The 21,327-nt window shown below is 61.3% G+C and carries 17 protein-coding genes; 7 read left to right on the forward strand and 10 right to left on the reverse strand.

Going from position 1 to position 21,327, the window contains the following annotated elements; all coding sequences use genetic code 11:
• Positions 1–2 precede the first annotated feature (2 nt).
• The gene (gene glgX / locus WCA85_RS24140) at positions 3–2,222 is read right to left on the reverse strand and encodes a glycogen debranching protein GlgX (protein ID WP_424067371.1); all 2,220 of its coding nucleotides are present in this window, start codon (positions 2,220–2,222) and stop codon (positions 3–5) included.
• A gap of 266 nt (positions 2,223–2,488) precedes the next feature.
• On the opposite strand from glgX, the gene WCA85_RS24145 reads away from it, so the two are divergent.
• The 3 genes from WCA85_RS24145 (at position 2,489) to WCA85_RS24155 (ending at position 3,677) form a co-directional block, all read left to right on the forward strand.
• Complete coding sequence (locus tag WCA85_RS24145) at positions 2,489–2,881, forward strand: PRC-barrel domain-containing protein (protein WP_424067372.1); 393 nt, start codon at positions 2,489–2,491, stop codon at positions 2,879–2,881.
• Positions 2,882–2,956: 75 nt separating this feature from the next.
• Positions 2,957–3,382, forward strand: a complete 426-nt coding sequence (locus WCA85_RS24150) for a CBS domain-containing protein (protein WP_424067373.1) — start codon at positions 2,957–2,959, stop codon at positions 3,380–3,382.
• A 61-nt stretch (positions 3,383–3,443) separates the two neighbouring features.
• Positions 3,444–3,677 carry a DUF2795 domain-containing protein gene (locus WCA85_RS24155; RefSeq protein WP_424067374.1) on the forward strand — a complete coding sequence of 78 codons (234 nt, stop codon included), beginning with the start codon at positions 3,444–3,446 and terminating at the stop codon, positions 3,675–3,677.
• Between the two features lie 162 nt (positions 3,678–3,839).
• Here WCA85_RS24155 and WCA85_RS24160 read toward each other — a convergent pair whose 3' ends face one another.
• Positions 3,840–4,280 carry a response regulator gene (locus tag WCA85_RS24160; RefSeq protein WP_424067387.1) on the reverse strand — a complete coding sequence of 147 codons (441 nt, stop codon included), beginning with the start codon at positions 4,278–4,280 and terminating at the stop codon, positions 3,840–3,842.
• A gap of 632 nt (positions 4,281–4,912) precedes the next feature.
• On the opposite strand from WCA85_RS24160, the gene WCA85_RS24165 reads away from it, so the two are divergent.
• Positions 4,913–5,983, forward strand: coding sequence for a hypothetical protein (locus tag WCA85_RS24165; RefSeq protein WP_424067375.1), 1,071 nt, complete (start codon positions 4,913–4,915; stop codon positions 5,981–5,983).
• 99 nt (positions 5,984–6,082) lie between these two features.
• On the opposite strand, the gene tkt is transcribed toward WCA85_RS24165, so the two are convergent.
• Together tkt and WCA85_RS24175 are read right to left on the reverse strand one after the other, a co-directional pair.
• Positions 6,083–8,155, reverse strand: coding sequence for a transketolase (gene tkt / locus WCA85_RS24170; RefSeq protein ID WP_424067376.1), 2,073 nt, complete (start codon positions 8,153–8,155; stop codon positions 6,083–6,085).
• Positions 8,156–8,451: 296 nt separating this feature from the next.
• The gene (locus tag WCA85_RS24175; RefSeq protein ID WP_424067377.1) at positions 8,452–8,997 is read right to left on the reverse strand and encodes a cupin domain-containing protein; all 546 of its coding nucleotides are present in this window, start codon (positions 8,995–8,997) and stop codon (positions 8,452–8,454) included.
• A gap of 286 nt (positions 8,998–9,283) precedes the next feature.
• On the opposite strand from WCA85_RS24175, the gene WCA85_RS24180 reads away from it, so the two are divergent.
• On the forward strand, positions 9,284–11,158 hold the full coding sequence (locus WCA85_RS24180; protein WP_424067378.1) for a potassium transporter Kup: 1,875 nt from the start codon (positions 9,284–9,286) through the stop codon (positions 11,156–11,158).
• 145 nt (positions 11,159–11,303) lie between these two features.
• On the opposite strand, the gene WCA85_RS24185 is transcribed toward WCA85_RS24180, so the two are convergent.
• From WCA85_RS24185 to bla, 3 genes are all read right to left on the reverse strand, one after another.
• Positions 11,304–11,549, reverse strand: a complete 246-nt coding sequence (locus WCA85_RS24185; protein ID WP_424067379.1) for a hypothetical protein — start codon at positions 11,547–11,549, stop codon at positions 11,304–11,306.
• Between the two features lie 255 nt (positions 11,550–11,804).
• Positions 11,805–12,050 carry a DUF6723 family protein gene (locus tag WCA85_RS24190; protein ID WP_424067380.1) on the reverse strand — a complete coding sequence of 82 codons (246 nt, stop codon included), beginning with the start codon at positions 12,048–12,050 and terminating at the stop codon, positions 11,805–11,807.
• Between the two features lie 402 nt (positions 12,051–12,452).
• Positions 12,453–13,340, reverse strand: a complete 888-nt coding sequence (gene bla, locus WCA85_RS24195; protein ID WP_424067381.1) for a class A beta-lactamase — start codon at positions 13,338–13,340, stop codon at positions 12,453–12,455.
• 132 nt (positions 13,341–13,472) lie between these two features.
• Here bla and gcvA point away from each other — a divergent pair, with 132 nt between their 5' ends.
• Positions 13,473–14,369, forward strand: coding sequence for a transcriptional regulator GcvA (gcvA, locus tag WCA85_RS24200; protein WP_424067382.1), 897 nt, complete (start codon positions 13,473–13,475; stop codon positions 14,367–14,369).
• A gap of 39 nt (positions 14,370–14,408) precedes the next feature.
• On the opposite strand, the gene WCA85_RS24205 is transcribed toward gcvA, so the two are convergent.
• Both WCA85_RS24205 and WCA85_RS24210 read right to left on the reverse strand, forming a co-directional pair.
• On the reverse strand, positions 14,409–15,971 hold the full coding sequence (locus WCA85_RS24205; RefSeq protein ID WP_424067383.1) for a methyl-accepting chemotaxis protein: 1,563 nt from the start codon (positions 15,969–15,971) through the stop codon (positions 14,409–14,411).
• 209 nt (positions 15,972–16,180) lie between these two features.
• The gene (locus WCA85_RS24210; RefSeq protein ID WP_424067384.1) at positions 16,181–17,041 is read right to left on the reverse strand and encodes a LysR family transcriptional regulator; all 861 of its coding nucleotides are present in this window, start codon (positions 17,039–17,041) and stop codon (positions 16,181–16,183) included.
• 73 nt (positions 17,042–17,114) lie between these two features.
• Between WCA85_RS24210 and mdtD the strand changes: the two genes are divergently transcribed.
• Positions 17,115–18,605 carry a multidrug transporter subunit MdtD gene (gene mdtD / locus WCA85_RS24215; protein WP_424067385.1) on the forward strand — a complete coding sequence of 497 codons (1,491 nt, stop codon included), beginning with the start codon at positions 17,115–17,117 and terminating at the stop codon, positions 18,603–18,605.
• Between the two features lie 116 nt (positions 18,606–18,721).
• On the opposite strand, the gene WCA85_RS24220 is transcribed toward mdtD, so the two are convergent.
• On the reverse strand, positions 18,722–21,327 hold a 2,606-nt coding region (locus WCA85_RS24220), incomplete at its 5' end, for a bifunctional diguanylate cyclase/phosphodiesterase (protein WP_424067386.1).

The raw sequence follows: 21,327 nt of genomic DNA on the forward strand, positions 1-21,327 counted from the left end.
CTTTATGACGCGCGTTCGCTCTCGTCCGTCGTCAACTGCTGCTCGAGTCCATCGAATATGCGCTGCGTGGCGCGGCTCGCCGCATCGAGCGCGAACAGCAGCAGCGAGCGGCCAGTGACCTGATACGACTCGCCAGACGGAAAAGCGGGCAGTTCGTCACGCACCGGCATGTTGGTGTCCAGCAGGCAGGTCCATTGATCGCCATCGGGAATCTCAGGCAGTGTGAAATTCACCACGTCGTGATGCGCGTTCAACACCAGCAACAGCGTCGCGTCGGACGCGGGCCGGCGAATCCCGCTCGCCTGCGCACGACCGTCAATGACGAGACCAAAGCAGCGCATCGCAGGATCGTCCCATTGCTCTTGCGTCAGGTCGATGCCAGCGGGCGATAGCCAGCGTGTGTCGGTGACATCCAGCGCCGGGTTATGCTCGCCAGTCAGATACCGGCCGCGTCGCAGCACCGGCAAACGGTGACGCAACATGGTCAGGTTCTTGACGAACTCGGTCAATGCGCGCCCGTCGTCGTCGATACCGTCCCAATCCAGCCAGCTGATTTCGTTATCCTGACAATACGCGTTGTTATTGCCCTTTTGTGTACGACCGAACTCGTCGCCGGCAAGGATCATGGGTGTCCCCTGCGACAACAGCAAGGTCGCCAGCAGATTGCGCTTCTGACGCTCGCGCGCCTGACGGATCTCCGGATCGTCCGTGGGCCCTTCCACGCCGAAATTCCATGACTTGTTGTCGGAATGGCCGTCTTTGTTGTCCTCGCCGTTTGCTTCGTTATGCTTGTCGTTGTACGACACCAGATCGTTGGTCGTGAAGCCGTCGTGCGCGGCGATGAAATTCACGCTTGCCCATGGTCGGCGCCCACGTCGGTTGAACTTGTCGCCGGAGCCAGTGAGTCGCTTTGCCAGGTCCGCGGCGACGCCCTCGTCGCCTTTCCAGAAGCTGCGCACGGTATCGCGGAAACGGTCGTTCCACTCCGCCCAGCCAGGCGGAAATCCGCCCACCTGATAACCGCCAGGGCCGCAGTCCCAGGGCTCGGCTACGAGTCGAACGCTCGATAGAACCGGGTCCTGCCGGCAACTGTCGAGGAAGCCGCCGCCTTCATCGAAGCCGTGCGTTTCGCGTCCGAGAATGGTGGCGAGATCGAAGCGAAAGCCGTCGACCTTCATTTCGCTCACCCAGTAGCGCAGACTGTCCGTCACCATTTGCAGGACGCGCGGATGTGACAGATTCAAGGTGTTACCTGTACCGGTGTCGTTGATGTAGTAGCGCGGTTCGTCCGGCATGAGCCGGTAATACGAGGCGTTGTCGATGCCCTTGAACGACAGCGTCGGACCGAGTTCGTTACCCTCGGCGGTGTGGTTGTAGACCACATCCAGAATCACTTCCAGATTGGCCGCGTGAAAACGGTCGACCATCTCCTTGAATTCGCCCACCGGCTCCGCTGCGCCCGCAAAGAAACGCGGATCAGCGGCGAAGAAGCCGATCGTGTTGTAACCCCAGTAGTTCGTCAGACCTTTTTCCAGCAGATAGCTGTCGTTGACGAACATATGGATAGGCAGCAGTTCAACCGTGGTGACACCCAGCCCCTTGATGTAGTCAATCACCGGTTGCTGACCGAGACCGGCGAAGGTACCGCGCAGTTTCTCCGGTACTTCGGGATGCATTTTCGTAAAACCACGCACGTGCGTTTCATAGAAAATCACCCGCTCCCAAGGCAGTGCGTTGCGCTCAGGGTGAGTCCATGAAAAGGTCGTGTCGACCACCTTGCACTTTGGTACAAAAGGCGCGCTGTCGCGTTCATCGTAGGACAGATCGCCGTCCTCGTGATCAAGCGTATAGCCAAAGATTTCCGGCGCCCATTTCAGTTCGCCGATATGCCCTTTCGCATAAGGATCGAGCAGCAGTTTGTTGGGATTGAAACGGTGCCCTTCTGCGGGGGCGTATGGCCCATGCACGCGGTAGGCGTAGACCGCACCCGGTTTCAGGTGAGGCACGAATACATGCCAGACCTCGTCGGTAAATTCGGGCAGTTCGATGCGCTCGATTTCCTCCTCACCGGTCGAATCGAACAGGCACAGTTCGACCTTCGAGGCATGCGCGGAAAACAGCGCGAAATTCACCCCTGCGCCGTTCCAGGTCGCGCCCAACGGGAAAGGAACGCCTTCCGAAATCCGGGGGGCATAGGGGGCATGACGGGCCTCGCTTGGCATGTTCTTTCCTTTGGCTTGGGAGTGGCGACTTACGCTGATCGTGCGAACGGAGAATTTAAGCAAGTTATGGTCCCGAGCGCTTGCCCGGCTTACGCGGCCGGCTAACCCTGCCGGGGCACAGGTTTTGCCTCTTCATCTACATCGTGAACCGGCGCCGTATGTATTGCGTGTATAGCGCATTACACGCGGCGCCGTCCGTCACGACTTCTCGCTTATGTGAATCAAGTGACTCTACGCGCCGTCGGCGGCGCCGATAAGGTGAAACCATGCTCCAACGAACGACTATGCAACTGGCGGCGGGATTACTCGCCTGCACCCTCACAACGCTGGCATTTGCACAGGGCGCGCCACAGGCAGTGAAGGAGACGCGCACCGATGTCGTCCAGGTGGCGAGCGGCTACCGCGCGTCAAAACTGAACGGCGCCTCGGTGTACAACCGCAATAACGACTCGCTCGGTACGGTGGACGACCTGATCGTCGCACCCGGCGACCATAGCGCATACGCGATTCTCTCCGTAGGCGGCTTCCTCGGCATGGGCAAACATCTGGTTGCCGTGCCCTTCGCGGATCTGCAGATCGAGAACCGCAAAGTCTTTTTGCCTGACGCGACCAAAAAGTCACTGGAAGCAATGCCCGAGTTTAAATATGCACCGGAATGAGGGATTTGAGTTGCGTTTAATAGGAGGAACAGCCGTTGCTGCCTCGTTTGTTACTCCAACAGCCCAGGAGGTTTTATGCATCACGTATACGAGATCATGTCCCGGGAGTTTGTCGAAGTCGCACCCAACGACACAGTCCGGCATGCCAAGCAATTGATGCGTCGCTACGACGTCGGCGTTTTGCCGGTGTGTCAGAACCAGCGACTGATCGGCATGGTCACCAGGCGCGATCTGGTCGCGCTCTCGGCGGGCAAGACGGCCGACTCGCCAGTGCGCGAGGTGGCAGGCGCTTTAACGGACTGGTGTTTCGATGACGACGATGTGGAAACTGTCCAGCGGCGTATGGCGCGCTCGTCGCTGCAGCGCATGCCGGTCGTGGACCACGACCGCAAACTCGTCGGGGCTCTTTCGCTCGAGGCGACGCCTATACAAACCCGGAGTGCCGCACGCGACGACCTGGCCCACACCCTGGAAGGGGTTTCGCAGCCACCGCTGCATTGAGGTTATGCGCCAACGGTACACGCGTAACCTTCCTCATTTTTCTCACTTGACAGGAGAACTCATGGCACAGCATCCGGCCCACGCACAGGCTCACCGTCACCCGGATCAACCCAATCCCGCTGACGTCAAGAAGGCCCTCGGCGGCGCGACTTATCCCACCACGCGGGACAAACTGGTGGAAACTGTCCGTGGCAACGGTGCGGATCGGGAAATCGTCGCGCTGGTGAGCCGTCTGCCCGATAAGAACTACGACAGCCCGGCTGCCGTATCGAAGCAGATTTCAAGAACGCCTTAAGCACTTGGCGGCATTGCGTCATTGCAGATATTGAGCAAGCGCTTGTGAATGAGCGTAGTCCGCAAACTTACGCAAGCCCTGGCATCCCGCCATTCGCAATGATGCTCGGCGGTGCCGTCTTTACATTGGCGACGGCATCGCTGCCATACAGCACAATGAGCATTACGAGGACCCGTGATCCCGCTCTGCAGTAGCTGCTTCCAGCAGACGGAGCAAACGTTGCGGTGTGAGCGGCTTGGCGCAATGCGCGTCGAAACCCACCGCCTTGGCGCGAGCCAGATCGTGCGACGATGAAAACGCCGTGCACGCGACGAGCAGCATATGTCCCGTAGATGGATTCGCGCGCAGCCTGCGCGCAAGTTCGAAGCCGTCGAGCCCCGGCATCTTGATGTCGAGCACCACCGCGAACGGCTGCCATTCGTGAGCGAGGTCGCAGACCGCGTGGGGATCTTCCAGCGCGCGACACTCGAAGCCATCCACGCTCAGCAGCATTTGTAGTGCATCAGCAGCCTCACGATAGTCATCCACCACCAGCACGCGGCGGTGCGTCACGTTGCCATGCGCAATCGAGCGCCACACGACCACGTCTTCGTTGTCATCCATCCCGTCGTTTTCTTTCAATCTTGTCTCCTCTGCGCCGCTCATGGGCACGGCGACGCTCGCACGCAAGATTCAAACCCGATCCATGAATCTGCGCTGGATGGCTACGCGGTCTTTTCTGCACTCCTCTGCTGATTAGTTGGCACGGTGGATACTTCGCAATCCATGGTGTCAGAAGTAGCAAAAAGCAGCAGGCCATGCCAGTGCCGGAAAACCCTTGTGCGCGCGCGAGCCCTAAATACGCGTAGGATGCGGACCGGCGATCAGGGAAAGTCCGAAGACGTTTCACGGTCTGCTGTTATGCCTGACGCTTAAGCACGACATTCATCAATGCGGCAGCGAGGCGTGCGCGCAAAGTTCGTCTTCAACTGTCTTTCAACGGTATATCACGCCAAATCGGATCGCGTGTTGGGAGCGCCAGTGGAAGCACGTATGACGCACGAACGACATCACCCCGCAAATCTTGCATTCGTCTGTACAAACGGGATGCGTTCGCAGCGAGGGGCCTATAGGCATCATTCGCGCATACCCCGCCCAGCGGGACGATGAGCGAAATTGTGCGGTGCGGGCATGTACCCTGCTATAGCCACGGCGACCTCACTTTTCCGGCGGCGCCCGCTGCCCAGCCCTTGACGATGACTGCAAAAACCTCCGTAATCGCGGCGCTATGCGTGGCATGCCTCACCTCTGCATGCGTGCACATTGGACCCACCCGCTTACGAGCCGACCAGGTGGATTACGCCCGGGCTTTGGGGGATGCAAAGAAACGCGAGATTCTCGCGGCCGTTGTCGGATTGCGCTACGGCGATGCACCGGCGTTCCTCACGGTCAGCTCGATCATCGCCGCCTATCAGTTCGACACAACCGCTGGCGCGACCGGCAATGTCGGATCAGGCAGCGAGCCTAACTACGCGCTTGCCACAGGCAGTGTGTCGTACTCGAATCACCCCACCTTCACCTTTACGCCCACCACCGGGGAAGCGTTTGCCTCGGCCTATATTCGTCCGCTCGCCCCTGAGCTATTTTTACCGCTTGCGGAAGGGGGCATCCCGATCGACCTGTTACTACGCATCACTGCGCAATCGATTGGTGGACTGCAGAACGGCAGCGCGCTGGGAGGCGACAATAGCGCGGGTGCACCAGGCTTCTTCGAGTTGTTGCAGACACTCAGACGACTGCAGATGGCTGGCGAGCTGAACGTCGAGTCGCGCGAGGAGAACGGCAAGAGCAGCGTTTATCTGGACCTGGGCGCATCGACCAGTGGCCAGTCGCCGCAGATTGGCGCAGATCTCACCCGCGCGCGGCAACTGCTGCATCTCTCGCCGAATACACGGAGCTATCAGGTGGTCTACGGTCCATCATCGCAACAGGGAGACCGCATTACGATGGTCACCCGTTCGGTGCTCGGCATCCTCACTGACCTCGGTGCGCAAGTGCAAGCGCCGGTCGAGGAGATCAATAGCGGTTCGACCAAGCCGACTGTCGGGCTCATTGGCGGAGAAACGCGTCCGACCATCATCGTGCGTTCGGGGCCGAAAGCGCCGAAAAATGCCTACGTCGTTGTCGAGTACGGCGCCTCGGTGTATTGGGTCGATCGCAACGACTTCGACTCGAAATACGCGTTCACGGTGCTGCAGAACCTGATGGCGCTGGCCGAAGCCGACACCAGTACCAAGGCGCCGGTGGTCACGATCCCCGCGAATTGAAAGCTGCGTGGTTGATGTCCTTGAATGGCGATGCATAAAAAAGCAGGCCGCTTGTGTATGCAAGCGGCCTGCATGTGCTGCTGCTTCATCCCGCGCTAATTACTTCTTCTGCACCCGCGCAATCTGCTGTTTCGCCGCGTCATACACGGCCTCGGGCGTAAAGCCGAACTTGCGCAGCAGGTCTTTTATCGGCGCGGACGCGCCAAACGTGTGCATCACCACTTGTGCGCCGAGACGTCCCACATAGCGATCCCAGCCGAGCGTCGCGGCCTGCTCCACACATACACGCGCATCGACATCCGGCGGCAGCACCGAGTCTCTGTACGCCTGATCCTGCAACTCGAACACATCCCACGACGGCATCGACACCACCCTTGCGGCGATGCCCTCGCCTTTCAGCTTCTCGTACGCATCAACGCACAGCGACACTTCGCTGCCGGTCGCAAGCAATAGCACCTCGGGCTTTTTGCCATCGGGCGCATCGGCAAGCACGTAGGCCCCCTTGCGAACGCCTTCGGCAGACCCATACCTGGTTCGATCAAGCGTAGGCAATGGCTGACGCGTCAGCACGATGCACGCAGGATGGCGCGGTTTCGACAACACCGCGCGCCAGGTCTCGGCCACTTCATTGGCATCCCCCGGCCGAAAGAGGCTCAGGCCGGGAACGGCTCGCAGCGAAGCCAACTGCTCGATCGGCTGATGGGTCGGACCATCCTCGCCGAGGCCGATCGAATCGTGCGTGAATACATAGATCGCCGGCACTTCCATCACCGACGATAGCCGGATAGGCGGCTTCATGTAGTCGCTGAAGATCAGGAAGGTCGAACCGTACGGGCGCAGATTCGACACGGCCATGCCGTTGACGACCGCGCCCATGCCGTGCTCACGAATCCCGAAGTGCAGATTACGTCCACCGTAATTGTCGTGTTCGAAGCTGCCTGCGCCTTCGAACTTGAGATTGGTCTTGGTGGATGGCGACAGATCCGCAGCGCCACCCAGCAGCCAGGGCACGCGTGCGGCGATCGCGTTGAGCACCTTACCGGACGAATCGCGCGTGGCGAGTCCCTTGGCGTCGGCATCGAAGCGGGGAATGTCCGCGTCCCAGCCTTCAGGCAACTGATGCGACTCGATCAACGCGAGTTCGCCCGCGAGTTGCGGATACTGCTTCGAATACGCATCCAGTCTGGTGTGCCAATCCGCGCGCGCCGCTTTGCCGCGTGCGCCGATACCCTGTGCGAAGCGTTCGAGCACGCCGTCAGGTATATAAAATTTCTTGTCGTCAGGCCAGCCATAAAACCGCTTGGCTGCGGCGACTTCGTCATCGCCCAGTGCTTCGCCGTGGGCGGCGGCGGTGTCCTGCTTGTGCGGCGCACCCCAGCCGATGATGCTGTTCACCACGATCAGCGTAGGCTTGTCGGTGACGCTCTTCGCCTCTTTGAAGGCCGCTTCGAGCGCAGCGCCGTCGTTGGCGTCTTTCACATGCAGCGTGTGCCAGTTATAGCCGTGAAAGCGCGCTTCCACGTCGTCGCTATAGGCAAGATCCGTATGCCCCTCGATCGTCACGCGGTTGCTATCGTAGATCCACGTCAGATTGGACAGCTTCAGGTGGCCCGCGAGCGATGCCGCTTCGTGCGAGACGCCTTCCATCATGCAGCCGTCACCGCACAACGCATAGACGTGGTAATTAAACAGCGCTGTATCCGGCTGATTGAAACGGTTTTCAAACCAGCGTCCGGCTATCGCCATGCCAACGCTATTGCCCAGCCCCTGGCCGAGTGGCCCGGTGGTGGTTTCGACGCCGGTCGTCATGCGATATTCGGGGTGGCCCGGCGTATTGCTGTCGATCTGGCGGAACCGCTTGATGTCGTCTAGCGACACAGCGGGGCCACCGGTCAGCTTTTCTTTGTCGTCGATACCCTTGATGCCGGAGAGAAACAACATCGAGTACAGCAACATCGAAGCGTGCCCCGCCGACAGCACGAAGCGGTCGCGGTTCGGCCAAAGTGGATCGTCAGGGTCGTACACCAGATGGTTTTGCCACAGATGGTAGACGACGGGGGCCATCCCCATCGGCGTGCCAGGGTGGCCCGAATTCGCCTTCTGCACGGCGTCCATCGCCAGTGTACGGATCGTGTTGATGCATAGCTGATCGAGGGCGGGATTGTTTTCCATAGGAAGCTCCTGTTCGACGGATAGCGACATCGATGTGACGCGCTGCAATGAACCTGTATGCTGGGGATGATCTCTTGCGGGCCAACCAGGCGATCATGCGCCGATGCGAGCAAATAGCCAACCATGCGACGTGCAAAGACGCAGCGCTGCGCACGCAACAATCGGCGGCGGCGTGGGCAGGCCGCGGTTTGCGAAGCTCACGGGACCTGGCCAACTGCCTGCTAGCCGCGAGCCAACCAGACCCGCCGACAGGCAGCGGTCCTCCGCCAAACACAAGCAGCCACAAGCAGCATTCATCAGGCCGCGTGCAGCCAGTGGGCGACCACCGGCCCGTTGGTACCATCTAACGGATCGCGTGCCGGAAACGGTAGCGCCTCCATGGCCGTCAGCTCTTCCGGCGTGAGCGCTTCGCGCCGGATATCCCACTGCTGGCCGGCTGGGTACCCGGCCACCACTTGAAATCTACCTTCGTAGGATTGCAGACAGTGCCCGGTGCCCGCAGGTAGAAGCAGCGCATCACCGGCTTCGATGCGGACCACTCGTCCACCCGGCCCTCCCACGATCACTTCAGCCGCCCCGGATGCCACGCCCAGCACTTCGTGGGCGCTCGCGTGGAAGTGGTGGTAATCGAAAATTCCATCACGCCATTGCGGCGGCCAGTCATTTTGCTCGAAAAGCAGTTCGAAAGCTGCCGCGAGATCCCCGCTGTCAGCATGTAAAGCATGCCGGTAAAACACGACCGGAAGCTTGCTGTTGTTGGGGACCCAGGCGTGCGGTTCCAGCATGAAGATTTCGTACGCAGTGCGCGCCGCGCTTGCTGCATGCTTTGCATCGTTGAACATATTGCGCTCCTGAAATGCCCGGCAATTTCCGGCAACTCTGGAGGAGCCGCATAAATCGCGCCTGCCTGATCGTCCTCGCAGGCGAGAGATGACACAGGCGTGACGACTGCCATAGTGCGTGAGATTGCTCTCACGTCTTGTCCGGGAACGAAGGTTGCTGTCGAATTCCGATGGAAGAGTTTGATACGCCCACAGCACGAAATACCTCGCCGCTACCATGCCAGCTTCGTCTACTTCTACTGAAACTCGCTCCACACCCCGCAAGTCCGACTCAGCCCAGCATTCGATGCCCAATGCTGCCACCACCCAACTCGTGTTAGGCGCGCTCGGCGTAGTGTTCGGCGACATCGGCACGAGCCCGATCTATGCACTTCGACAAGGCGTGCTGGATGCGGGCGCTGCGACGCAGCTGATCGTAATGGGCGTGCTGTCAACGATCGTGTGGGCCGTGGTAGTGGTCGTGATGCTCAAATACATCTGCTATGTGATGCGCGCGGATAACCAGGGTGAAGGCGGCATTGTGGCGTTGACGGCCCTGGTGCGCGCCGGTTGCGCGAGAGACGGTAAACCAGCGCCGCGTGCTCTGCTGCTGGTCGGACTGTTCGGCGCGGCAATGTTCTATGGCGATTCGATGATTACGCCTGCTGTGTCCGTGCTGTCGGCAGTCGAAGGTCTGCGACAGATCAGCATGAAATTCGACCCGTTCGTGGTGCCTGGCGCAGTGGCGATTCTGATTGCCCTGTTTGCGTTTCAGAAACGCGGGACGGCGACTGTGGGGCGCTGGTTCGGCCCGGTCATGACGCTATGGTTCGTCTGGCTGGCTGGAATCGGCGCGTATCGCATCGCGCAGCATCCGCAGGTATTGAAGGCCTTGTCGCCGTGGTGGGCGCTGCATCTCGCGACCGAGCGGCCCGCGCTGGCGTTCGTGATTCTCGGTGCCGTGATCCTCGCGTTGACGGGCGCGGAGGCGTTGTACGCGGATATCGGCCACTTCGGGCGGCGCTCGATTCGGCTCGCTTGGATCGCGGTAGTGTTCCCCGCGATCCTGATCGGCTACTTCGGTCAGGGCGCAACCCTGCTTTATCAGCCAGGTTCGTCGCAACAGCCGTTCTTCGATGCAGCGCCGCCGTGGGCGTTGATTCCCACCGTCGTCATGGCGCTGCTTGCGACCGTGATTGCGTCGCAAGCGGTCATCTCCGGTGCATTTTCGATGACGAGCCAGGCGATCGAACTCGGCTTTCTGCCGCGCATGCGGGTCGTGGAGACCTCGCACGAGCATCGCGGCCAGGTGTATGTACCGGCCGTCAATCTGATTCTGTTTGCCGCCGTGATGTTCCTCGTGGTGATGTTCCGTTCCTCGGAGCGGCTGACCGCGGCGTATGGCATTGCGGTCGGCCTGACCATGCTTGCCACCACCATCCAGATGTTCAGTTTGTCGCGGCGCGTCTGGCATTGGTCGCCGCTAGCCGTGTGCGCGGTCAGCGTGCCGCTGCTGGTAATCGACGGCATGCTGGTGGCCGCCAATGTGCCGAAAATCCCGCAGGGCGGCTGGTTTCCGGTCACGATCGGCGTGGCGATGTTCATCCTGATGACTACATGGAACCGCGGCCGTGAGGCGGACGCAACACGCGCGGCAGCCGTTGTGCCACTCACACAGTTTCTCGACGAAGTGCTGAATGATCCCGAGCCGCTGGCGCGCGTCCCTGGCACCGCCGTCTATCCGGGCAGTGTACGCGGTATGACCCCAGCGGCATTGCGCAGCAATGTGCGGCACAATCGCGTGCTGCATCAAACCTCGATCTTCTTTGCGAACTTGTCTGAATCGGCGCCGCGTGTGGATGAGAAAACGCGGATTGAAACGCGCTCGCTGGGCAACGGCTGCTATGAAGTCGTGGCGCGGCACGGCTTTGTCGAGCGGCCTAACCTGCCTCAATTGCTCGCGTCACTGGAAGGGCGTCTCGGCGAATGGCGCTACGAACCGAAGCACACGACGTTTTTTCTGCCGCGTGAAGAAGTCGTCAAAGGCCATCCCGGCGATGCGATGCGCGACTGGCGTAAATCGCTGTTTGCGGCGATGTCGTTTCATTCCGCGTCGAGCGCGGAATACTACGGCCTTGACGGTGAGGATGTCGTCGAACTGGGGATACAGGTGGTGCTGTGATCGCATGGTGATGGCCACGTCACGATGCGACCACGCGACACGCTCACTCTCCACCGATTCCCTTAGCTCGAAGAGCGCCTGGTCGGTGCACGCGGATGGCCCGCGCGCTGCCGGCTACCTGATTTTGCGTCCTGTTCGGGCTAGTTCAGTGACGTCCCTGTTTGTCCTGCGAAACGCGCTGCGACTGACGGCCTCCGCCGCCCGGAGGCTCCGCATGCGTACCCGTGCCGAGTGGAACCTCCGCCGTCTGCTTCGGGCGCTGACTGGTGCGCTGCGGATCGGTACGTTCCGCCTCCTGTTTCTGCGCGGCAGTACGTGAGTCGCGTTGTTCGTTATCGTTGGGTGTTTGAGCGGCATGCTCGTTCCGACTGCTGTCTTGATCGTGTTGCATCATTACCTCCGTGACAAAGTCGACCCCAAGATGCGGTCGATTAGTGTGGTCTTAAGTATCGTCAATAGTGAGGCAGCAACAAATGGACCGCGCGTAGGCAGCATTCTTTGCATTCACACGTAGAGGGGTCGAAACGATCAGTAAAGTGTGCTGAAAATCGAGCGACAAGCCGGGCGACAACCAGGGTGCTTCCGCGACAATCGCCACGTGGCATCCTCACGCGTTTTGTAAAATGAACGCGTGAATCGAGGCCTGTCAAGCCTCCGGCTCCTTGCGATCTGCCGCGACAATCGCGCGTCCGTAGTCCACTGCTGCGCGGCGCGCTTCTTCGACGCTGTCGTATGGGCCGATCTGCGGCGCACCCTCGAACGGGAACAGGATCTTCCGATCCGCTTTACGGATAACCTTGAGTCCACCGATGTATCGACCATCGCCCGCGCTGTGGTAACTCGCGTAGATCTCAAACTCATCATCGGCCACATCGGGTTTGTGTCGCGCCATTTCGGATTCCTGTCTAGAGCATCGTGCCACCTGAAGGGTCGTCTCATGTTTGTCTCAGTGTTGCTTCAGGCAGATGTGAATCAAGTGTGCTGAGCGGCTCATCGCCCTCCTCCTGCGCTGTGATCACGCTGTGCGTTTGAGCTTCGCCTGATTGAGCGTCGAGCAACCACCGTTCCCGGCGTCGTATGCGGGATGGGCAGGGATGGCGCGGTGGTGTTGAGTTGAGGATTCTGGAATGCCCGTATCGCGACCGGTACCTTGTACCGCGATCCGGTGCTAGACCTACGTGTCTTTTGCCGCTGGTGCCGCGTGCGCAGCGCTAGCCGGTTGCACTGCCAGACTTGCGATGAGAAGCACGGCAGCAAACGGAGACTGCTTCATGCTGATGCCGCTTCGTTGGACTCAACCCAACGCAGTCACAACGATACGCGTTGCCTCTACGATCACCGTATCCTGTGGCTTCGCGTCGGCCTCGCTTTGCGTGTGATACACGGCAAGGATGATCGGCTTGCGCGCTGGCGGCCAGATGACGGCGATGTCATTCGCAGTGCCGTGGTCGCCGGTGCCGGTCTTGTCGCCCACCTGCCAGCCGGTAGGCACACCCGCCGCGATCCGGTGCGAACCGGTGGTGTTGCCCCGCATCCAGTTCTGCAACTGCTCGCGTTGCGGCGCAGGCAACGCATCGCCCAACGCGAGCCGTTGCAGCGCGCGTGCCATCGCGGCCGGTGTGGCGGTGTCGCGCACATCGCCTGGGATCGCGGTGTTCAGTTCCGTTTCCCAGCGGTCGAGCCGGAATTCCTCGATGCCAATCGAGCGTGCAAATGCGGTGACAGCCGCGGGGCCGCCCAACTGCCGGATCAGCATGTTGGCCGCCGTGTTGTCGCTGTACTGAAGCGCCGCGCGGCACAACTGCTCGACTGTCATGCCATCGCCGACGTGCTTTGCGCTGATGGGCGAGTAGTTCACCACGTCCTGTTGCGTGTAGTTGATCCGCTGTTGCAGGAGACCGGCGTTTTGCGGGCACTGGGTCAAGATTGCACCCGCCAGAACAACCTTGAAGGTGCTGCAAAACGGAAACCGTTCATCGGCGCGATAGCCGGTTTGCGCGCCATTGGCTGTGTCGACGGCGTACACGCCGAGACGCCCGCCAAAAGTATTTTCAAGTTTCGCGAATTGGGCTGCGGCCGGCTGGGCCTCGTCAGCGTCAGCGGCGCGCGCACGTACCGCAAACGCAAGGGGAAGCGCGGCGGCAGCCAGCAATAGCGAACGGCGAGGGGCTGAGTGGGTCATGTCTGTCATTTCTCCTTTCCGGGCAGAAGGATACGAGCGTCCCGCGAGACGCGACTATCGCCTGCTTTGCCAGTCAGTGACAAACGAGGATAATTAGCCCCAGGCTAAAGAAAATCTTATGACTGGACATCCATGCGTCCTCATCTCCCCCTGAATGCGCTGCGGGCCTTTGAATCGGCTGCGCGGCATCTGAGCTTCACGCGCGCGGCGCAAGAACTGAACGTCACGCAGGCGGCTGTTAGCCAGCAAATTCGCGCGCTCGAAGAAAGGCTCGGTACGTCCCTCTTCAAACGCTTACCGCGCGGCCTTGGCATTACTGACGAGGGCCGTGCGTTGTTGCCGGTCTTAAGCGATGCATTTGGCCGTATCGAAGGCGTACTCAAACAGTTCGAGGGTGGTCATTTTCATGAGGTGCTGACAGTCGGCGTGGTGGGGACTTTTGCAGTCGGCTGGCTGATGCCCAAGCTCAAGTTATTTCGCGAAGTGCATCCGTTCGTAGAATTACGCCTGCTGACGAATAACAATCTGGTCGATCTTGCCGCCGAGGGACTCGACTTCGCGATTCGCTTCGGCGAAGGCGTCTGGCCCGCCACTCACAATGAACCGCTGCTCGACGCGCCGCTGACGGTGCTGTGCACACCGCAGATCGCCAGGCGTCTGCGTAAGCCCGCCGACCTGGCGCAGCAGACGTTACTGCGCTCTTACCGGGCCGACGAATGGAACCTCTGGCTGGATACGGCCGGAGTCGAGCCGTGGACTGTGAACGGCCCCGTGTTCGACTCATCGCGTTTGATGGTTGAGGCCGCTGTGCAAGGCGCGGGCGTCGCGCTGGCACCGCCACGCATGTTCGTGCGTGAACTGCAGGCCGGTCTGCTGGTGTGCCCTTTCGATCAGCAGGTGAAGACGGGAAGTTATTGGCTCACCCGCCTGAAATCGCGCCGCATGGCGCCGGCGATGGCGTTGTTTCGTCAATGGATTCTTGATGAGGCGGCGCGGGAAATGGGGGCGACGGGGCGGGAGCATGCTTGAGAGTGGGTGAGCCGCATCGAGGCGCGACTGATTGCAGCGTCATGCCAGTTCGCCGTCCCCCGCCACCTTGAACGCCGCCGTCAATTCACTCAACTGCCGCGCCTGATCCGCGAGCGACCCCGCGGTAGCGGCGCTTTCCTCGACCAACGCGGCATTATGCTGGGTGACTTCGTCCATCTGCGTGACGGCGAGGCTCACCTGTTTGATACCTTCACTCTGCTCCTTCGAAGCCGCAGCAATCTCACCGACGATGCGCGCGACCCGTGCGATCGCCGCTTCGATTTCCTGCATCGTTTCGCCCGCCTGGTTCACAAGCCCCGCGCCGTTCTCGACCCGTGCGGTCGATTCGGCGATCAGCGTGCCGATCTCTTTCGCTGCAGCAGCCGAGCGCTGCGCAAGGCTTCGTACCTCTCCCGCCACCACGGCAAAACCGCGCCCTTCTTCACCCGCCCGCGCCGCCTCGACCGCGGCGTTTAACGCGAGGATATTGGTCTGAAACGCGATGCCTTCAATGGCGGTAATGATGCCCGTCATCTTCGACGAGCCGGCATGAATCGCCCGCATGGTGTCGACCATGCTGCCGACCGAATCGCGCCCGCGCCCTGCCATCTCCGAAGCCCGCAGCGCCAGGTCGCTCGCATGGTGAGCGTTCTCCGCGTTCAACTGGACGGTCGCAGTAAGCTGCTCCATGGCTGACGCGGTCTCTTCGAGCGATGCCGCCTGCTCTTCCGTGCGCTGTGACAGATCGAGATTGCCCGCGGCGATCTGGTGGGTCGAAGAAGCAATGGAGTGCGAACCAATCCGTACCGAGGTCACGGTCGCGCCGAGCTTGTCCTGCATCGCGGCGAGCCCGCGCAGCAGCATCGCCATCTCGTCGTTGGAGCGGATCGGCACCTGCGTGGTGAGTTCGCCTGCGGCGATAGCATCGAACTGACGCAAGGCATCATTGAGCGGCGACATGATCGCGCGGCGCAACGTGCGCCAACTGAAAAACGCCACCGTCAGTCCCAGCGCGATACTGGCGACGCATGCCGACAACAGAGTATGAAACAGCGCAGCCGAGCGTTCATTGGCGTCCTGGGCCTGCTGGTTCAGATATTGTTCTAGCGCACCCTGGCTTGCGTTCATCGCGGTATAGAGACCAATCAGATGGTTCGCACGCGTTTCGTCCATCCAACTCGTATCGCCGCTGCGGATCGCGGCAATCAGCTTGTCGATGCCATCACGCCGCACGGCGGTGCGTTTGGTATCGAGATCGTCGGTGAGTTGTTGCAGTTCGGCCGTTTTAGGCAGATCGCGGAAGCTGTTCCACCACTTGTCCGAATCGGCCAGCAACGTGTTTGCGCGTTCCAGTTGCATGCCCAGTTGCGGCGAATGCGGATTACTCATAGCCCAGTCGAGTCCGAAGCGCGCCCGCGACATTGCCGTGCCCGATTTTCCCAACGCCACCACCGAAGCGAAATGCACCGCGTACGCGTCGCGCTGCGCATCGTTGCTCTCCGACATGCCCAGAATGCCAAGCGCCCCCGTGGCAATCAGCAAGGCCCCAAGAAACGCAATCGTGATAGCGATCCGCACATTGATGGTCAGATTCTTTGTCATTTTGGTTGGTGGTCTATCCGGGCTGGTAACGTGCGGCCCCACGCACGCGCAAGCGATGCTTGCATGGCCTTCGTTGTTCCATACATAGAACAACGTATCGTATATGGAAAATTATAACGACTCGCCGAATGCTGCAAAAAGAATTTTGAGCGTGTGTGGCGCCGTTTCGACGTTCAGTAAGGGACCGCCAGCCAAGGGCAAAACGGGCGTTATTCGCCGATCCACGAACCGCGCAGGTCGCTGTCGTGCAGCAGCTGCAATAACGTTCCAGCCGGACGGCTCAGCCGTTTGGCGGCGAGCGCGATGAATTCCACATCCGGCAGTACCGGCAGGCTTGCACTGTTGAGGGGCGGCGTGAGTCCACGCGCTGCCAGATACTGCGGCCGTACGGTGATGCCCAGGCCGCCGCGCGCCGCAGCGATACAGCCCGAATGGCTGCTGCTCGTGCACACGACCTGCCAGCTGAAGCCGGCCTCGGCCAGCGCATCAAGCACCACGGCACGCGTGACGCTCGGCTCGGCAACGAGGATCAGTGGCAAAGGCTGAGATAGATCCACGAGCGTTCCGGCGCGCGCCAACCACTCCAGCCGCCCGGTAAAGAGTGGCACGCCGCGCTTGTCGCCCAGGCGCCGCTTGCCGACCAGCAGATCGATCGAGCCCGCTTCCAGCAACTCATAGAGCTTGCCGGTCATGCCGATGGTGATTTCCAGTTCGACATCCGGATGGGCGTCTCGAAAGGCGGCCAATACGTTAGGCAGCGGGCCCAGCGCAACGTCGTCCGACGAACCCAGGCGCACGCGCCCCTTCAGGCGTGGCGCACGGAATTGGGATTCGGCGCGGGCCAGCGCCTGCAGGATCACGCTGGCGTGCGCGAGCATCGCCTCGCCGTCGGGCGTCATGGCGAGCGAATGGGTGTCGCGCACGAACAGGCGTCGGCCCACTTCCTGTTCGAGGCGGCGCACGTGTTCGCTCACGCTGGATTGCGTGAGATCGAGCCGCCGCGCGGCCTCCGTGAAGCTATGGCAGGTGGCCACCATAGCGAAGGTCTTGAGCCAGACAGGATTGAGCATGAGTCATTGTTATCGGTAACGGCGATAACAGTCAACATCGTAAGTGGGGTTCCCGATTGACGTTGATGACAATATGATGTCGGCATACCCCCAATATTTTGCTGAGCGTGACGCGCCAACCGAAACCCAGTCGGGCCGGTCAGCCTCTCGCCGAGACGTTCAAATGAGTAAGGATTCCAGCCAGACAGCGTTGCTCTGGATCGTCGCCGCCGGCTTTTTCATGCAGTCGCTCGACACCACGATCGTCAATACGGCGCTGCCGTCCATCGCCCACAGCCTGAACGAACGGCCGCTCGCGATGCAGCCGGTGATCGTCGCCTACACGCTGACGATGGCCATGCTCACGCCCGCTTCGGGCTGGCTCGCCGACCGCTTCGGCACACGCCGGGTCTATTTCGCCGCCATCCTCATTTTCGTGCTCGGCTCGCTGTGCTGCGCGAGCGCGCATACCCTGGGGCAACTGATTATCGCGCGCGTGCTGCAAGGCGTCGGCGGCTCGATGCTGCTGCCCATCGGGCGTCTCGCGGTGCTGCGCAGTGTGTCCGGCGAGCAGTATGTGTCGGCGCTCGCGTTTATCTCGGTGGCGGGCCAGGTGGGGCCCATCCTCGGTCCGACGCTCGGCGGCTGGTTTGTCGAGGCCATCTCCTGGCACTGGATTTTCCTGATCAACGTGCCGATCGGCGCAATTGGCCTCTTTGCGGTTCACCGTTATTTGCCGCGCAGCACAGGCACGGCTGCGCCGCCGTTCGATCTGATCGGTTGTGGACTGCTGTCGTTGTGCATGATCGCCTTCTCGCTCGCGGTGGAGACCCCAGTGCAGACGCATCGCGCTGCGTGGGCGACTGCTCTGTTCGTGCTGGGACTCGTTGCCGCGCTGGCCTACATCCCCTATGCCCGCAACCGCGCCAATCCGCTCTTCAAGCTAAGGCTCTTTAGCGAGCCCAATTTCAGCGTCGGGCTGATCGGCAACCTGGTGTGTCGCATTGGTTCGAGCGCGGTGCCGTTCCTCGTGCCGCTGCTGATGCAACTACAACTCGGCTACACGCCGCTCCACTCCGGCATGATGATGTTGCCCGCTGCCCTTGCCGGCACCGTCGCCAAGCGCTGGATCGCGCCGTTGATCCGGCGTTATGGATATGACACGTTCCTGCTGGTCAACACGGTGATCGTTGGCTCGGCAATCGTCGCGTTCGCGCTGATCTCGCGCGGCACACCTGTCGCGGTTGAAATCGTCGTGCTGGCGATCTTCGGCGCGGCCAACTCCATGCAGTTCGCGGCCATGAACAGCGTCACGCTGAAGGGGCTCTCGCACGAAGATGCGGGCAGCGGCAACAGCCTGTTTTCGATGGTGCAGATGCTGGCGATGGGTCTGGGCGTATCAATTGGCGGCGGTCTCGTGAACCTGTTCGGCGCGCAGTGGGGTTCGGCCGCGATGGGCTTTCGCCTGAGTTTCGTCTGCGTGGGCGTGATTACGCTGGTGTCAGCGCTTGTGTTTCGCCGGCTCGAAGAAACGCCGCCAGCGGCGGCTGCGGTGGGCCGCACAGCGAGCGGTGCGGCGCGCTGAGGCTGCTGAGGCCGCTGAGGCCGCTGAGGCCGCTGAGGCCAAGGTATGCGGCCCGTTCAATGTGCGCAAGATGAGGCGCAGATGGGCCAGCCAGGACCTGCTCCTCGCCGCCTCTATCAAGTGACGTCGGTCACGTCAGTCACGTCGCTCAGATAGCGCTGGGCTTCGATCTGGCTGATATGCGCCTCGAAGCCTTCAACGGGAAGCGGCCGGCAGAAATAGTAGCCCTGATACGCGTGACAGCCCAGCGCCGCCAGAAAGTCCCGCTGGGCTGCGGTCTCCACACCTTCGGCAATGACGCCGAGCCCAAGGCTTTGCCCCAGCGCCACGATGGTTCGGGCAATCGCCGCGTCGTTGGGGTCGACCAGTACGTCGCGCACGAATGAGCGGTCAATCTTCAACTGGTTGAGCGGCAACAGTTTCAGATACGACAGCGACGAATAACCGGTGCCGAAGTCATCCAGTGAAAACACCACGCCGCGGATCTTGAGCGCATACATCTTCTGGATCACGTCCTGCACGTTGTCGACCAGCACGCTCTCTGTCAATTCCAGTTTCAGGCGGTCGGGGCGCGCGCCGGTGCGCGTGATCACGGCGAGCACCTTCTCCACGAAATCTGCTTCGCGGAACTGATGGATGCTGACATTGACCGCAATCGTCAGATGCGCCATCTCGGGGCGTAAAGCCCAGCGCGCCAGTTGCGCGCACGCCGCCTCGAGCACCCAGCCGCCAAGTGCCACGATCAGACCGGTTTCCTCGGCAAGCGGGATGAACTCGGCGGGCGGTACGATGCCGCGCTGTGGATGCTGCCAGCGCACCAATGCTTCGACGCCCGTGGTGCGGTCGCCGTCGACCTGCGGCTGATAATGCAGCATGAACTGGTTGGCGTCGATCGCATGACGCAGAGCCGCCTCCAGCGTGGCGCGCTCCACCACCACGGTCTGCATGTCCGGATCGAAGAAGCACACCGCATTGCGTCCGCGCTCCTTGGACTTGTACATGGCGAGGTCGGCCTGTTTCAGCAGTTCGTCCATCGAGGCCTGGTGGCCGCTGAACACCGTTGCGCCGATACTGGCGGTACTGCGATATTCGATCTCGCCAAGTTGGTAAGGCATCCCAAGCACACTGAGCAGTTTCTCGCCTAATGCTTCGGTTTGCCGCGCTGCTTCGTGATGGTTTTCGTTCAGGCTGCCGAGCACCACCACGAACTCATCGCCACCCACGCGTGCGACCGTGTCGCTTTCCAGCACGCTTGCGGCCAGACGTTGCGCGACTTGCTGCAGCAGCAGGTCGCCCTTGTCGTGACCGAGCGTATCGTTGAGCGTCTTGAAGTGATCGAGGTCGACAAACAGCACCGCGCCGCACGCTTCGCTGCGGGCGCTCGCGGTGATCGCCTGCATCAGGCGGTCGAGCAGCAGCGTGCGGTTGGGCAAACGGGTCAACGCGTCGAAGAAGGCCAGTTCGCGGATGCGTTCTTCCGCAATCTTGCGCTCAGTGATGTCGTGGTGCGTGCCGACGTAATGACTGACGGCACCGTCCTCGCCCATCACAGCCGAAATGGCGAGCCACTTCGGATAGACCTCGCCGCTCTTGCGGCGCCCCCAGATTTCGCCCTGCCATCCGCCAGAACGATGAATCGCCTCCCACATCTCGCGGAAGAACGCCTCATCGTGACGGCCTGATTTCAGCACACGTGGCGTTTGACCGACAATTTCTTCGGCGCCGTATCCGGTGCAATCGGTGAAGGCGGAATTCACCCGCAGGATCGTGGCGCTGGCGTCGGTGATCATCATCGGCTCCAGCGAATCGAAGGCGACCGCCGCGATGCGCAACTCGGCTTCCACTTGTTTGCGCTCGGTGATATCGCGCCCGCTTGTGCGAAAACCGATGAAATCCCCCTTGGCATCGCTGATTGGCACCCACGACACTGACAGCCATACCAGCGACCCATCCTTGCGCACGCAACGGAATTCGAGGTCATCGCCACGAAAGCCCTGCCGCCCCTTGAGAAACTCGGGCACTACGCGCGGCAGATCTTCCGGATGGATCAGCGTGCTGGCAAAGTCTGGCATGGCCATGCACTCATTCACCGTATAGCCGATGTACTCCTGCACCGACGGATTGATCCAGCGCGGCTTGCCGTCCGGTCCCCACCAGACCTCCCAGTTGACCGTGCAATCGGCGATGGCGCGAAATTTCTCCTCGCTCTCGCGCAACTCCCGGGTCATCTTCGAGGCGAGTCGCTCGGCGCGGCCGCGGCCTGTCATCATGAGCCAGGCGAGCAAGGCAAGCAGCAGGCTCAGACCGGAACCGGCACTCGCGATCAGCCACTCCGCGTTGCGGCCGAAACGCGCCTTGAAGGCGTCGTTGGCGCACATGGACAGCGTCCAGTCGTGGCCCCCCACCACCAGATATTCGTTAGCCGCGATCACTGCCGGCAGGTTCGGGTTGCGCGCGTCGCGGCTACGGTACAACAGCGACGATTCGATCGGCGCTGCCCCGTCAAAGATTGCGAGCGTGAGACCCGGCAGTTCTTCGCCGTACAGGCTCGCGATCACGTCGTGCATGCGAAACGACGCGTAAGTCCAACCGACCAGATGGGCGCGGCGCTGCGCGACGCTATCCTGCGGCTGCCCGGGCGCGTAGATGGGCAGGTACATGACGAAACCCGGGCGCGCCGAAGTGCCCATGTCGACCGACAGCCGCACCCTGCCTGAGATCG

The sequence above is a fragment of the Paraburkholderia sp. genome, from assembly GCF_049581445.1.
In the GTDB taxonomy this organism is placed as follows: Bacteria; Pseudomonadota; Gammaproteobacteria; order Burkholderiales; family Burkholderiaceae; genus Paraburkholderia.